Raw genomic sequence first — 13,642 nt, 5'->3', positions numbered from 1 at the left:
GGTCACAGATCGAGGAAAGATCCCAGACGGTAACCGCGTTCCGCGATGGCGTTTTTCATGCCTGGTGAAGTCAGGACGTTCACTTCGGCAAGCCGCGGGTAGCAATATTTACTCGCCAAAATAGTGTTATCCAGGAACGCCGGGTGGCACATCATCTCCACCGACTTGGCACCACGTTGATCGGCACGATCGAGCACCTGTAAAAACAGCGCTTCGGATATCGATTCGCCATAGAAACCCGCATCAAACCACTCGGTACTGCGGTCATAACGCAATGGGATATCTTGCCGTTCAACCTCCTGACGCCCAATACGCAGCGGGATGGCACGGGACTGAGCAAATGCCTCGACCAGCGGGTAAATCTGCGGCAGCATATGCACGTGATGATGGCTGTCGATATGCGTCGGCGCTTTGCCAAACACCGCCATGAACCTGTCGTATTGGCTCACCAACTCATCGTGGATTTCGTCCATGCTCAGCAGCCCAGACTCTGCCCTTTCCCATAACCACTTGCCCAGCTCTCCGCGTTCGTTAACCAGCGAAGGCATGGCCGTCAATGGATGCCCGTGAGTCAGCACAAAATGCAGGCCGATCTTCAGCCCAGGATAAAGCCGGCTGAGGCTGGCGGCATGCTGTACGTCCGGGCTATTCACCATTGCCGTGGTTGAAGTGACCACCCCATAGTGAAACGCCTCAATCACCCCATAGTTCTGTCCCTTGCTCAGACCAAAATCGTCGGCATTCACTATCAGTAACTTTTCCATTTTGGCATCCATTTAACAAATTTTTGGCAAAGGAATACCGTCCGTCAGGTACGGCAATTCCCCTTCGCTTAAGCAAAGAAATTTATTTCATCAGGCTATTGGCGGCCTGAAAGGCATTCGGAATATCGGCGTTAATGCTTATCGGGAGCGGCCCTAAACAGGGCCGTAGAACTTTTTTCGGTAATTACCCGGCGTCACTTCGGTGAGTCTCTTAAAGTTTTTAATAAACAGGCTCACGTCGCCATAGCCAGAGTCGAAGGCAATATCCGAAACCGAATAGTTGGTGACTTCAAGCTGCGTTTTGGCAAAGTTGATGCGGATTTCATTGATCACCTGCATTGGCGTTTTATGGTAATAGCGTCGCATCGCCCGGGTCAGGTACTCCTGCGTTTTCCCCGATAACTCCACCATATTGAGCAGCGCCTTTTCACCAAACATGGCTTTATCATGCATGCCGGCCAGGGTGTTTTTCAGCCACTGCGGGATATCGTCCCCCTCGCCGCTCTCTTCCTTATAGTGACGAATGCGGCTGATGATATAAAAGGTCAGCGTTTCCAGGAATTCGGCAAAATCATCCTCGCGAAACTGGGGGGAACCCACCACCGACTCGATATAAGCCAGGAATTCATTCTTCAGGCTATAGGCCTGGGAGGCGACAAAACAGCGTGGCAACTGCTGCAAATAGTTCTCTTCGAAGAACACCTTGCCAACCGCCACGTTGAAGATTTTCGCGGCGCCGAACTCATAAAAGCTCTGATGGCGCGAACCAATGGGGATGAAAACAAAATCGCCCCGTTCCAGCAGCACGCGCTTGCCGTTGATCTCCTGATAACATTTGCCGCTCAGGACGATGGTGAATTCATAGTAGTCATGCTGATGCAGCCCAGTGGCGCTTTCCACCTTGTTATAAATGAACAAATGGAAATCTTTGCAGTTAAAGAAATCCTGCTCCCGAATCAGCTTAACGTCGTTCGCATTCAGCGAAACCAGGTTCTCAGACATCGCATGCGCTCCCGTTAATCAAAGCCGTTCTGCCGGGCCGTCTCGGCAAACCAATAGCCACTCTTCTTCAACGTGCGCTGTTGGCTCTCCCGCTCCAGCCGAACTAACCCGTAGCGATTCTTGTAGGCATTAAGCCAGGACCAGCAGTCGATAAAGGTCCACAAATGATAGCCTTTGCAGTTGGAACCCTCCGACAGCGCCTGATGCAGCCATTTCAGATGATCGCGGATAAAGTCGATTCGATAATCATCCTCCACCCGTCCACTAGGGCCGATAAATGCCTCTTCACCCTCTACGCCCATGCCGTTTTCTGAAATATAGCAGGGAATGTTGCCGTAGTTTTCCTTCAGATCCATCAGGATGTCATACAGCCCTTTTTCATAGATCTCCCAGCCCCGATGCGGATTGATCTTGCGGCCAGGCATGTCGTAATAGCTGAACAGATCTTCCGGCATCGTCACGGGTGCGTCGGCCCGGTAGCTTTCTTTCGCTTTAACCCTGCGCGGTTGATAGTAATTGACGCCCAGAATATCCACCACGCCGTCGGCAATCAGCTGTGCGTCCTCCGGTGCCGTTTGTGGCAACAAATCATTGGCGCGCAGTAAATCAACCAAATCTTGTGGATAACGCCCTTTGGTCACAGGATCAAGGAAGCTTTTGTTCAGCAACAGATCCGCATGATGGGCGGCCACGCCATCTTCCTGGCTGTTCGAACGCGGATAGGTCGGGCTCAGGTTCAAAATAATGCCTATCGCGCCTTGGTGGCCCAACGCCCTGAACTCCTTCACCGCTTTGGCATGGGCCAGCACGCTGTGGTAAGCCACCGCGACTGCCCTTTTAAAATCAACCACGCAAGGATAGTGCAGGTCGTTCAGATAGCCCGCTTCGACCGGCACAATCGGCTCGTTAAAAGTAAACCAATGAGTGACCCGATCGCCGAACAGGCTGAAACAGGTTTTGGCATAGCGGGCATAGGCTTCCACCACCGCCCGGCTTTCCCAGCCGCCTTTTCGCTGCATGCACATCGGCATGTCGAAATGGTAAAGGTTGATAAATGGCGTAATGCCCTCAGCCAGCAGGCCATCGATAAGCGCGTTATAGAAAGCGACGGCTTTCGGGTTCACCTCGCCCTCCCCGTCCGGGATCAGCCGTGACCAGGAAATAGAGGTTCTGAAGGTATTATGCCCAAGCTTTTTTAACAGCAGGATGTCTTGCTGGAAACGGTCATAAAAGGTGGATGCCTCGGACGGACCGACCTGATGATGAAAGCGTTCTGGCGCAATGTCATACCAGTAATCGAAGATGTTCTGACTTTTGCCATCCCATGCAGAGGCCCCTTCCGACTGCGGCGCAGAGGTCGCGCTTCCCCACCAGAAATCGTCAGCAAATTGATATTTCATCCAAACGCCCCTAAAACCGGGGCAGCAAGGGCTGCCCCAGACTGACAGTTAGAATTTCAGCGCCTTGGCGATGTCTTCTTCGCTTTCGGTAGCCTGATCGATCTGGCTCTGCGCCTTGTTGGATATCATCACAAACGGCAGGTAAATCAAGGTCGCCACGCCCAGGTTGAAGAAGCTCAGCAACATGGCGACGATACTGCCGTTGGTGTTGAAGAACGCCCCCAGGCCTACCGGCATGGTCCAGGGCGCAATGTTGGTGATAGGCGGGATCATTCCGGTGTAATAAGCCACCGTGGTGATGATCGTCAATACCGGTTGAACCAGAATGAACGGGATAAACATCACCGGGTTCATGATCACCGGCAGGCCGAACAGGATAGGTTCGTTAATCTGGAAGATGCCCGACGGGGTAGCCAGCTTGGCGACCTGGCGATAGTCTTCACGGCGTGAGGCGATAAAGATGGCGATAATCAGCCCCAGCGTAGACCCGGTCCCGCCCAGATAGATATAAGAGTCGACGAAAGGTTTCGCCCACATATGGAACTCTTTGCCGGCGGCAACGGCGGCTTCGACCGAACCATACTTGTTGTAAAGCTCTACGTTTTCCAACGCGAATGGCGTCATGATGCCGCTGTCCAGCGCGGCCAGCGCCATCGAGCCATGCACCCCGAAGAACCACAGCAGCGAGGAGAACATCACATACACCCAGCCGACCACGCTGCCCATTTTCGCCAGCGGAGCCGAGATGCTGTCCATGATGATTTGGTGGAAGTTGGTTCCCCACAGCGTCAGGCAATAGGCAATCACGCCCATGATCGACAGGATCAGGAATCCGGGGATCAGTGCGGAGAACGAGCGAGACACGGAAGAAGGTACGCTGTCGGGCAGGCTGATGACCCAGTTGCGGCGCACCACAAAGGTAAACATCTCCGCCACCACCAGGCCGATCACCATGCCGGAAATGATGTTGGCGCCGCCAAGCCAGTTAGCACCGACGGCATAAGCCTCACCGACGCTGAACGGCGTTACCGTCATAAAGGCGGCAACCGCCAGTAGCGCGGCTGCCAGCGGGTCAACCTTACGCTCCTCCGCTAAAGCCATGCTGATAAAGAAGGGCGTCATCAGGGACATAATCCCCAGGGTGCCGTTATAAACGCTGCCACCGATGGTCTTCAGGCTGTTTAGCGTTTCAATGGTGGACGCATCCAGCCGTACCCCCAATGAAAAGAAGAACGAGCCTTCGCCGAAACTGAGGAATACGTTGTTGATCAGAACGAACATCGCCCCGGTCAACGTCAGCGGCATTAATCGAATGAACCCGTTTTTGATGGCATTAACATGGGGCTGTTTACCAATTTTCACGGCAAAGGGCAGTATGACCTTTTCCAACGAGGCAATTAACGTATTCACGGCAGACCCCTTTATTGGTTAGCTTTTTTTATGGTGGCGACCGCGGCCTTCAACACCCCAAGGCCATCAAGCTTGCCGTATAAAGCGGAATCGATCACTTCGACGGGCTTATTGGGCAGCTGTTTTTGTACTTCGGCTAACGTATAGGCAATCTGCGGCCCCAGCAGGATCAAATCTGCCTCTGCGCCCTTTTCCGCTGCCAGCGCTTCGGGATAAGCGGCAATGATCACTGGCACTTCGTACTTCTCGGCCTGCGCCTTCATTTTTGAGACCAGCAGAGAAGTCGACATACCGGCAGAACAAAACAGATAGATTTTTTTCTTTTCCATACCCAATCCCTCAAGATAATCAAAAAAGCCCCGTGTCATTTGTTTGCCAGATGCAATAGCGATTGCCTCGCGCACATTCCTTATGAAAATTTCCGTTGCTCTGCCCTGGTTGCGAACAGTATACGGAGGCATCGGAGCGGACCGGTAAGCCATCGGCGTAAAGAACCGTCTCTCCTTGACCTTCCCGATTGACCCTCTTCACATTTTGCATAAAAAATTAGTGTGACCGGGCTCACAAATAACCTTAAATTACCGAATTAATTCATCCAAAATAAACAAATACCAATTATAAACAATACGTTATAAACATGCAGGGTATTTATGGATTATTCTTCTCGCGGGATCGTGCAACGGGGGATAAGTGAGCACAGAATAGTTCGCCCTTGATTAGAACTGGTCATCAAGGGAAGGCGTCGAGACCGAAGGAAAAACGGATGGGAATGAGGTGATTTCTGAGCAGATACGCTTGGTTTTTAGAGACAGAGCAGGGGTTGTAACGCCTTTCGTTCATTACAAACCCAGTTTGCGTAAAGCTCCCCATTTTTACCTGTGACAGCGGATTGCCCGCTGGGCTAGTATAGCGTCGGTATAAAAGCTTATTGATCCCCATCGTCGGTAGCCGCAGCGCCCTCCGTTCCGTTTGGGACTGGTTTGATCAATGGCTTTACCTCGCCCTGCGACCGCCTGCAGGCGTGATTTTTGTAACACGGCGTGATACCTAATGATGAAAAACAACGTCAAAACTCATTTCAAATTCAATGGATTGGAAACAGTAATCTTATGAATAGCACCGACAAGCTCGATTCACACACGCCGATGATGCAGCAGTACCTGCGCCTCAAGGCTCAGCATCCCGAGATCCTGCTGTTCTACCGCATGGGCGACTTTTACGAGCTGTTCTATGATGATGCCAAACGCGCGTCCCAACTGCTGGATATCTCGCTGACCAAACGCGGTGCCTCAGCAGGGGAGCCTATTCCCATGGCCGGCGTTCCCCATCATGCGGTGGAAAACTATTTAGCCAAACTGGTGCAGCTTGGCGAATCCGTTGCCCTGTGCGAACAAATCGGCGATCCGGCCACCAGTAAAGGTCCGGTTGAGCGCAAAGTGGTGCGTATTGTCACGCCTGGCACCATCACCGACGAAGCCTTGCTACAGGAGCGTCAGGACAACCTGCTGGCCGCCATCTGGCAAGACGCACGTGGCTTTGGTTACGCGACGCTGGATATCAGCTCCGGCCGTTTCCGCGTTGCCGAACCAGCAGATATTGAGACCATGGCGGCCGAGCTGCAACGCACCAACCCCGCCGAACTGCTTTATCCCGAAACCTTTGAACAGATGTCGCTGATTGAACAGCGCCATGGTCTGCGTCGTCGCCCGCTGTGGGAATTCGAACCGGAGACCGCCCGTCAGCAGCTTAACCTGCAGTTCGGCACTCGCGATCTTACCGGCTTCGGCGTTGAACAGGCCCATCAGGCACTGCGTGCCGCTGGCTGCCTGCTGCAGTACGTAAAAGATACCCAGCGCACCTCATTGCCGCATATCCGTGGCATCACCATGGAGCGTCAACAGGACGGCATCATCATGGACGCCGCTACCCGGCGTAACCTCGAGCTGACCCAGAGCCTGTCCGGCGGCACTGAAAACACCCTGGCGGCGATCCTCGATCACAGCGTGACGGCCATGGGCAGCCGCATGCTTAAGCGCTGGCTGCATATGCCTACTCGTGACATCAAGGTACTGAATGATCGCCAGCAGGCCATCGGTGCACTGCAGGATCTGTATGCTGAACTGCAACCTTCTTTGCGTCAGGTCGGCGATCTGGAACGTATCCTCGCCCGTCTGGCGTTGCGCAGCGCACGTCCGCGCGATCTGGCACGCATGCGTCATGCCTTCCAGCAGTTACCGGATATCCATGCGCTGTTAAAAGGCGTAAATACTCCGCATGTGCAGCACCTGCTGTCCCAGGTGGGTCAGTTTGATGAACTGCAGGACTTGCTGGAGCGCGCCGTGGTGGAAGCCCCGCCGGTGCTGGTTCGCGACGGTGGCGTTATCGCCCCCGGCTACAACAGTGAGCTGGACGAATGGCGGGCCTTGGCCGATGGTGCCAGCGACTATCTCGACCGTCTCGAGATCCGCGAGCGCGAAAAACTGGGGCTGGATACGCTGAAGGTCGGTTTCAATGGTGTTCATGGCTATTACATTCAGGTCAGTCGCGGGCAAAGCCACCTGGTACCGATCCATTACGTACGCCGTCAGACGCTGAAAAACGCCGAACGCTACATCATTCCCGAACTGAAAGAGTACGAAGACAAGGTGCTGACCTCTAAAGGGAAAGCGCTGGCCATCGAGAAAGGTCTGTACGAAGAACTGTTCGATTTGCTGTTGCCGCATCTGGGTGAATTGCAACAAAGCGCGGCGGCATTGGCAGAACTGGACGTACTGGCCAACCTGGCAGAACGCGCCGAAACGCTGAACTACGCCTGCCCGACCATGAGCGAGCAGCCTGGCGTGCGCATCACCGAAGGTCGCCACCCGGTGGTGGAGCAGGTGTTGAGCGAACCCTTTATTTCCAACCCGCTGTCACTGTCGCCCCAACGCAGAATGTTGATCATTACCGGCCCTAATATGGGCGGTAAAAGCACCTATATGCGCCAAACGGCGCTGATCGTACTGATGGCCCATATCGGCAGCTACGTGCCGGCAAGCAAGGCAGTCATTGGCCCGGTCGATCGCATATTTACCCGCGTAGGTGCAGCGGACGATCTGGCTTCCGGCCGCTCCACCTTTATGGTTGAGATGACCGAAACCGCCAATATCCTGCATAACGCCACCGAACATAGTCTGGTGTTGATGGACGAGATTGGCCGCGGCACCTCGACCTATGATGGTTTATCCCTGGCCTGGGCCTGTGCTGAAAATCTGGCCAGCCGCATCAAGGCCATGACCTTGTTCGCCACTCATTACTTTGAGCTGACCACCCTGCCGGAAAAAATGGAAGGCGTGGTTAACGTGCATTTGGATGCGCTTGAGCACGGTGACACCATCGCCTTTATGCACAGCGTGCAGGACGGTGCCGCCAGCAAAAGTTACGGGCTGGCGGTTGCCGCACTGGCCGGGGTGCCACGTGAAGTGATCAAACGCGCGCGCCAGAAATTGCGTGAACTGGAAGCCATCTCCAACCACACCGCCAGCGGTACCGTTGACGCCACCCAAATGACGCTGCTGAACGAGGAAACCTCTCCGGCGGTTGAAGCGCTTGAGGCCCTGGATCCGGATTCACTGTCTCCGCGCCAGGCGCTGGAATGGATTTACCGCCTGAAGAATATGGTCTAACTCGACGCATAAACGGCAAACGGTGAGCATCACGCTCACCGTTTTTATTTAATAAGGTTTATCGTTATTGTTACACAATGAAAGTAACAATGTTTCATATCCTGTTTTTGATTCGCCATGACTATTAGCCAATGTGTATTAATTAAAATAATCAATTGGACGTGATGCAAGTCGAAGCGAATAATTAGGTCTCAATATATCCAGTCAGCTGATAATGTGGGATCGCCCACTGCTACTGCATTGGAGACAGCACAACCTTTCCTACGGTGCTCTGCACCACCACGCTGTTATTAAAATTCTTTTAAAACAGTACCGCTATAGCTGCATGTATTTAAATCAATAAAGCATTCTCACATTCACAATACCCATTGTAATACTCACGTCAGTAACTTCATTTAATACAAACACCTATCCATCCTGTAGGAGTCATTTTATGAAACCTAAGCTTTTTGCTATACTTTTTTCCATTCCGTTCATTTCCCTGACAAGCACCGGTGCCTTAGCTGCGGACTCTCCCGATTATGCTGCCATTGTGCAATCGGCTTATCAGAAATTTAAAAATGATAATCGTGGTAAGGTGGCCGATTATATTCCTGCATTGGCGGCTTACAGTGATAAGAATTACGCTATCGCGATTGCCACTATAGATGGAAAACTCTACACAGCCGGGGATACACAAAAAACATTTCCACTGGAATCATTAACCAAAATATTCTCTTTATCTATCGCATTAAATCAACATGGCGCAGACAAAGTACTGAATGAACTAGGCGCCAACTCAACCGGATTACCCTTTAATTCCGGCCTTGCCATCGAACTGCGTCCAGAGCGTCCGCAGAACCCATTGGTTAATGCCGGCGCCATTAGCACCGTCAGCTTTATCAATGCGATAAATGCCAACGATCGCTGGCAGCAGATTATCGATAATATGAACGCCTACGCCGATGCTAAATTGAGCATTAATCTGGAGGTTTATCATTCCGAATCCGTGACTAACCAGCATAACCAGGCGCTGAGTCGCTTGATGATGTCTTATGGCCGCATGTACAGCAACGCAGACGAAGCGCTCGATATCTATACCAAACAGTGTTCGGTCAGTGCCACCACTGAGCAACTGGCCAAGATGGGGGCCGTATTGGCTAACGCAGGGAAATCTCCCTACACCGGCAAGCAGTTACTGCAGCAACAATACGTCCCTAACGTGCTGACAGAAATGGCGATTGCAGGTCTCTATGACGGCTCAGGCCAATGGCTATACAACGTGGGTGTCCCAGCCAAAAGCGGTGTTGGCGGCGGTATGGTCGCAGTGGTCCCAGGCCAATACGCCATTGCAGTCTACTCACCCCCCCTGGATAAAGCCGGCAATAGTGTCCGTGCACAGGAAGCAATCAGTTACGTCGCGCACGCAACCAAAGCTAACCTTTACGACTCTCACTGATCTCATTCCCGTCGTGCCTGCGCATCGGCGACTTCTAAGAATGTTCTATAGGCTGACAGAAAAAAGTTCACATTGACCCTCACCCACCAAGTCGGTGAAGGTTTTCTCTAAACACGGCCTTTATCCGCATCAGGGGTATTCGTTAGAAAAAAAACGGCGAGCATTATGCTCACCGTTTTTATTTTGATGCGGTTCAACTGCCGACGTTACTCGCGGAACAGTGCCTCGATACTCAGGCCCTGCATCTGCAGTATTTCACGCAGGCGGCGCAAACCTTCAACCTGGATCTGACGTACTCGCTCGCGAGTCAGGCCAATTTCGCGGCCCACATCTTCGAGCGTCGCCGCTTCGTAGCCCAACAGGCCAAAGCGACGCGCCAGCACCTCACGCTGTTTGGCGTTCAGTTCGAACAGCCATTTCACGATGCTCTGTTTCATGTCATCGTCTTGCGTGGTGTCTTCCGGTCCGTTGTCTTTCTCGTCTGCCAGAATGTCCAGCAACGCTTTCTCCGAATCCCCACCCAACGGCGTATCCACAGAAGTGATACGTTCGTTCAGGCGCAGCATGCGGCTGACGTCATCCACCGGCTTGTCGAGTTGCTCTGCAATCTCTTCAGCGCTCGGTTCATGATCCAGTTTGTGAGAAAGCTCGCGCGCGGTGCGCAAATAGACATTCAGTTCTTTAACTATGTGGATAGGCAAGCGAATGGTACGGGTTTGGTTCATGATCGCCCGTTCAATCGTCTGCCGGATCCACCAGGTAGCGTAGGTCGAGAAACGGAAACCGCGTTCTGGGTCAAACTTTTCCACTGCGCGGATCAGTCCGAGGTTGCCCTCTTCAATCAGATCCAGCAGCGCCAGACCGCGGTTGCTGTAGCGGCGGGCGATTTTCACCACCAACCGCAGGTTGCTTTCAATCATTCGGCGGCGGGACGGCACGTCACCGCGCAGTGCACGCCGCGCAAAATAAACCTCTTCCTCTGCGGTAAGCAGCGGAGAATAACCGATTTCGCCCAGATAGAGCTGCGTCGCATCCAATACGCGTTGGGTCACGCCTTGTGACAACAACTCTTCTTCCGCTAGATCATTCTCACTGGCCTCTTCTTCTACCAGTGCTTTTTCGTCGAATGATTCCGCTTCCGTTGCGTTCTCGTCGAAATCCGCATCATCATGTAACTCGTTAACTTTCAGCGTATTTTGGCTCATATGCTGCTCCTACCCGTGATACCGCGAGCAGAATAACAGCGTATTCTGCCCAATCTATCGCTGCGGAAGATAACGCAGCGGGTTTACGGATTTCCCCTTGTAACGAATTTCAAAATGCAAACGTACTGAACTGGTTCCGGTGCTACCCATGGTGGCTATTTTTTGACCCGCCTTCACTTCTTGTTGTTCCCGGACCAGCATTGTGTCGTTGTGAGCGTAGGCGCTCAGGTAATCATCATTGTGTTTGATGATGATTAGATTACCGTAACCCCGTAAAGCGTTGCCTGCGTACACTACACGACCATCGGCGGTAGCGAAGATAGACTGCCCACGAGACCCGGCGATATCGACACCTTTATTCCCACCTTCTGATGAGGAAAAGTTATCAATAATCTTCCCGTCAGTCGGCCATCTCCAGGTACTTACCGGAGCGCTGTTGCTGACGGTGCTGCTCACTGGAGGAGCAACAACCGGTGCGGTAACAGGGGCTGTTGCGGTAGTTGCCGCCACTGCGCCTGCTGCAGGTAACATCTTACCTACATTCTGTTTACCCGAATTATCAGAATACGCGTTAGTTGATTGAGAATCAACCGTTGCAGTTTGTATCTGGGAGGTCGATGGTGGCTTAGGTACGCCGCCGCTGGTTGCGTCTGTCGCCGCCAGCATACCGCCATTTCCGGTAGCCGAACCATTACCAAGCTGAATGTTTTGACCCACATTCAGACTGTAGGGTTCAGGAATATTGTTACGCTGAGCCAGGTCACGGTAATCATTTCCGGTGATCCAGGCGATGTAAAACAGCGTGTCTCCGCGCTTAACCGTATAGGTATTACCGCTGTAGCTCCCTTTGGGGATCGAAGTATAACTGCGGTTGTAAACAATGTGTCCCTCAGAGCCCACCTGCGCCCCAGCATTGCTGGATGCAGCGGCTCCGGCACCACCGCCGTCCACGCTACTGATAGGGGCCGATGTCGACGCATTGTTCGAACAACCCGCCAACCACAAACTTACCATCGTACACACCGCAACCCGGCGTAATGTAATCATTGGGCTTCCCGTGCTCATGCTTCCCCCATGACAGCAATATCAGCGATATATCCAAAATACCCTTTACATCGTAGCTGAGCTTTTAACATTCTCTACGTTCCTACAATGAAAGGTGCCCGCGGCCGATTTCTGAACGTCAGAAAACCTCATACCGGAGCCTCAAAACAGCGCGCCATGCTAACCACATTAGCGCTGCTGCACCATAAGACAACTGCGCAGAAAGGCAATTGTATTGAAAATTAGTTTTATTGAAACGCTAAAACCTTAACCGGAGGTGATGAAAGTGCAACAGATTTCATATCCTGTCGAAAATTCAGACAATCGCTAGGCCAGTTCGCCTTTCACCAGTGGTACAAAGCGCACCGCTTCGACGATATCGATAGTAAATTCATTCCCCTGGCGCTGAATACGCTTGAGGATCTGAGCCTGCTCACCGACCGGCAAAACCAAAATACCGCCGTCGTCTAGCTGTTCCATCAACGCCGGGGGGATCTCCGGCGGTGCGGCGGTGACAATAATGGCATCGAACGGCCCCCGCGAAGCCCACCCCTGCCAACCGTCACCGTGACGAGTTGAAACATTGTGAAGGTCGAGTTGCTTCAGGCGACGTTTCGCCTGCCATTGCAATCCCTTGATACGCTCAACGGAGCACACATGCTGCACCAGGTGCGCCAGTATGGCGGTTTGATAACCGGAACCCGTGCCGATCTCCAATACCCTGGATGTGGGCGTCAGGTTTAAGAGTTCGGTCATCCGTGCCACCATATAAGGCTGGGAGATCGTTTGACCTGAGCCGATAGGCAGCGCCGTATTTTCATAAGCTTTGTGTTCAAGCGCTTCATCAACAAAGCGTTCACGCGGCACTGCCTCAATGGCCCGCAGTAATCGTTCGTCCTGGATCCCTTGTTGACGCAGTTGCGTCAGCAATGTTTGCATACGCTTGTTCACCATTCCCCGCCAACCCCTGCTTTGGTTAACCACGTTTTTACTACATCCTGGGCCGCATAAGCGGTCAAATCCACCTGCAAGGGTGTAATCGCGACATAACCCTGTTCTACCGCAGCGAAATCCGTGTCCGGCCCGACATCAAACTTATCACCCGGAGGCCCAATCCAGTAAAGGTTTTGCCCACGTGGATCCTGTTGGCAGAACACTTTGTCGGCCGGATGGCGACTGCCGCAGCGGGTCACGCGAATGCCTTTGATCTCGTCCAACGGCAAATCCGGCACGTTGATATTCAGAATTTTTCCGGTGCGTAACGGTTCACGCAACAGGGCGCGCAGCACCCGGCAGGTGATCGCCGCCGCGGTAGCATAATGCTGATGGCCGTTCAACGACACGGCCAGCGCAGGCAAGCCCAAATGGCGCCCTTCCATGGCGGCAGCCACGGTGCCGGAGTAGATCACGTCATCGCCCAGATTGGGGCCGGCATTGATACCGGAAACCACGATATCCGGCGCAGGTTGCATCAGGGCATTCACTCCCAGGTATACGCAATCGGTCGGTGTTCCTTGCTGTACGGCGATATCCCCATTGGGCATCATCAGGGTGCGCAATGGGGATTCCAACGTCAGCGCATTGGAAGAACCGCTGCGGTTACGATCGGGTGCCACAACCTGCACCTCAGCAAACTCTCGCAGCGCTGCCGCCAGCACCTGAATGCCTGGGGCGGTAACACCGTCGTCATTACTCAGCAATATCCGCATAAGAG

Annotated in this window: 11 protein-coding genes; 2 read left to right on the top strand and 9 right to left on the bottom strand. The window is 53.0% G+C overall.

Going from position 1 to position 13,642, the window contains the following annotated elements; genetic code table 11:
• Positions 1 to 2: 2 nt before the first annotated feature.
• From chbG to H0S68_RS03780, 5 genes are all read right to left on the bottom strand, one after another.
• Positions 3 to 764 (bottom strand): chitin disaccharide deacetylase, encoded by a 762-nt coding sequence (gene chbG / locus H0S68_RS03800; protein WP_410529162.1) that lies wholly within the window; start codon positions 762 to 764, stop codon positions 3 to 5.
• A 153-nt stretch (positions 765 to 917) separates the two neighbouring features.
• Positions 918 to 1,766 (bottom strand): transcriptional regulator ChbR, encoded by an 849-nt coding sequence (gene chbR / locus H0S68_RS03795; protein WP_046374478.1) that lies wholly within the window; start codon positions 1,764 to 1,766, stop codon positions 918 to 920.
• 14 nt (positions 1,767 to 1,780) lie between these two features.
• Positions 1,781 to 3,166: a glycoside hydrolase family 1 protein gene (locus H0S68_RS03790; protein ID WP_410529161.1), complete on the bottom strand. Its 1,386-nt coding sequence runs from the start codon at positions 3,164 to 3,166 to the stop codon at positions 1,781 to 1,783.
• Positions 3,167 to 3,214: 48 nt separating this feature from the next.
• The gene (gene chbC / locus H0S68_RS03785; protein WP_020825275.1) at positions 3,215 to 4,576 is read right to left on the bottom strand and encodes a PTS N,N'-diacetylchitobiose transporter subunit IIC; all 1,362 of its coding nucleotides are present in this window, start codon (positions 4,574 to 4,576) and stop codon (positions 3,215 to 3,217) included.
• 11 nt (positions 4,577 to 4,587) lie between these two features.
• Positions 4,588 to 4,905: a PTS sugar transporter subunit IIB gene (locus tag H0S68_RS03780; RefSeq protein WP_020825274.1), complete on the bottom strand. Its 318-nt coding sequence runs from the start codon at positions 4,903 to 4,905 to the stop codon at positions 4,588 to 4,590.
• Between the two features lie 780 nt (positions 4,906 to 5,685).
• On the opposite strand from H0S68_RS03780, the gene mutS reads away from it, so the two are divergent.
• Both mutS and glsA read left to right on the top strand, forming a co-directional pair.
• On the top strand, positions 5,686 to 8,241 hold the full coding sequence (gene mutS / locus H0S68_RS03775; protein ID WP_020825273.1) for a DNA mismatch repair protein MutS: 2,556 nt from the start codon (positions 5,686 to 5,688) through the stop codon (positions 8,239 to 8,241).
• A gap of 433 nt (positions 8,242 to 8,674) precedes the next feature.
• Complete coding sequence (gene glsA / locus H0S68_RS03770; protein ID WP_410529160.1) at positions 8,675 to 9,679, top strand: glutaminase A; 1,005 nt, start codon at positions 8,675 to 8,677, stop codon at positions 9,677 to 9,679.
• A 206-nt stretch (positions 9,680 to 9,885) separates the two neighbouring features.
• On the opposite strand, the gene rpoS is transcribed toward glsA, so the two are convergent.
• The 4 genes from rpoS to surE all read right to left on the bottom strand — a co-directional run bounded on the left by rpoS (position 9,886) and on the right by surE (position 13,637).
• Positions 9,886 to 10,884 (bottom strand): RNA polymerase sigma factor RpoS, encoded by a 999-nt coding sequence (rpoS, locus tag H0S68_RS03765; RefSeq protein WP_044554227.1) that lies wholly within the window; start codon positions 10,882 to 10,884, stop codon positions 9,886 to 9,888.
• A 54-nt stretch (positions 10,885 to 10,938) separates the two neighbouring features.
• On the bottom strand, positions 10,939 to 11,931 hold the full coding sequence (gene nlpD / locus H0S68_RS03760; protein WP_410529159.1) for a murein hydrolase activator NlpD: 993 nt from the start codon (positions 11,929 to 11,931) through the stop codon (positions 10,939 to 10,941).
• Positions 11,932 to 12,255: 324 nt separating this feature from the next.
• Positions 12,256 to 12,882 (bottom strand): protein-L-isoaspartate(D-aspartate) O-methyltransferase, encoded by a 627-nt coding sequence (locus H0S68_RS03755; RefSeq protein WP_020825270.1) that lies wholly within the window; start codon positions 12,880 to 12,882, stop codon positions 12,256 to 12,258.
• The gene (gene surE, locus H0S68_RS03750) at positions 12,876 to 13,637 is read right to left on the bottom strand and encodes a 5'/3'-nucleotidase SurE (RefSeq protein WP_410529158.1); all 762 of its coding nucleotides are present in this window, start codon (positions 13,635 to 13,637) and stop codon (positions 12,876 to 12,878) included. Before surE ends, H0S68_RS03755 begins: the two co-directional genes overlap by 7 nt.
• Positions 13,638 to 13,642 lie beyond the last annotated feature (5 nt).

This window comes from Serratia sp. AXJ-M, from assembly GCF_046531865.1.
GTDB classification, from domain to species: Bacteria; Pseudomonadota; Gammaproteobacteria; order Enterobacterales; family Enterobacteriaceae; genus Serratia; species Serratia liquefaciens.
Note: the sequence above shows the minus strand (reverse complement) of the source record. Positions and strands in the feature narration are given on the sequence as shown.

Bases quoted from the DNA above. Each gene is read 5' to 3' on its own strand.
- chbG (WP_410529162.1), bottom strand. From the start codon at position 764: ATGGAAAAGTTACTGATAGTGAATGCCGACGATTTTGGTCTGAGCAAG.
- chbR (WP_046374478.1), bottom strand. From the start codon at position 1,766: ATGTCTGAGAACCTGGTTTCGCTGAATGCGAACGACGTTAAGCTGATT.
- H0S68_RS03790 (WP_410529161.1), bottom strand. From the start codon at position 3,166: ATGAAATATCAATTTGCTGACGATTTCTGGTGGGGAAGCGCGACCTCT.
- H0S68_RS03780 (WP_020825274.1), bottom strand. From the start codon at position 4,905: ATGGAAAAGAAAAAAATCTATCTGTTTTGTTCTGCCGGTATGTCGACT.
- mutS (WP_020825273.1), top strand. From the start codon at position 5,686: ATGAATAGCACCGACAAGCTCGATTCACACACGCCGATGATGCAGCAG.
- glsA (WP_410529160.1), top strand. From the start codon at position 8,675: ATGAAACCTAAGCTTTTTGCTATACTTTTTTCCATTCCGTTCATTTCC.
- rpoS (WP_044554227.1), bottom strand. From the start codon at position 10,884: ATGAGCCAAAATACGCTGAAAGTTAACGAGTTACATGATGATGCGGAT.
- nlpD (WP_410529159.1), bottom strand. From the start codon at position 11,931: ATGATTACATTACGCCGGGTTGCGGTGTGTACGATGGTAAGTTTGTGG.
- H0S68_RS03755 (WP_020825270.1), bottom strand. From the start codon at position 12,882: ATGGTGAACAAGCGTATGCAAACATTGCTGACGCAACTGCGTCAACAA.
- surE (WP_410529158.1), bottom strand. From the start codon at position 13,637: ATGCGGATATTGCTGAGTAATGACGACGGTGTTACCGCCCCAGGCATT.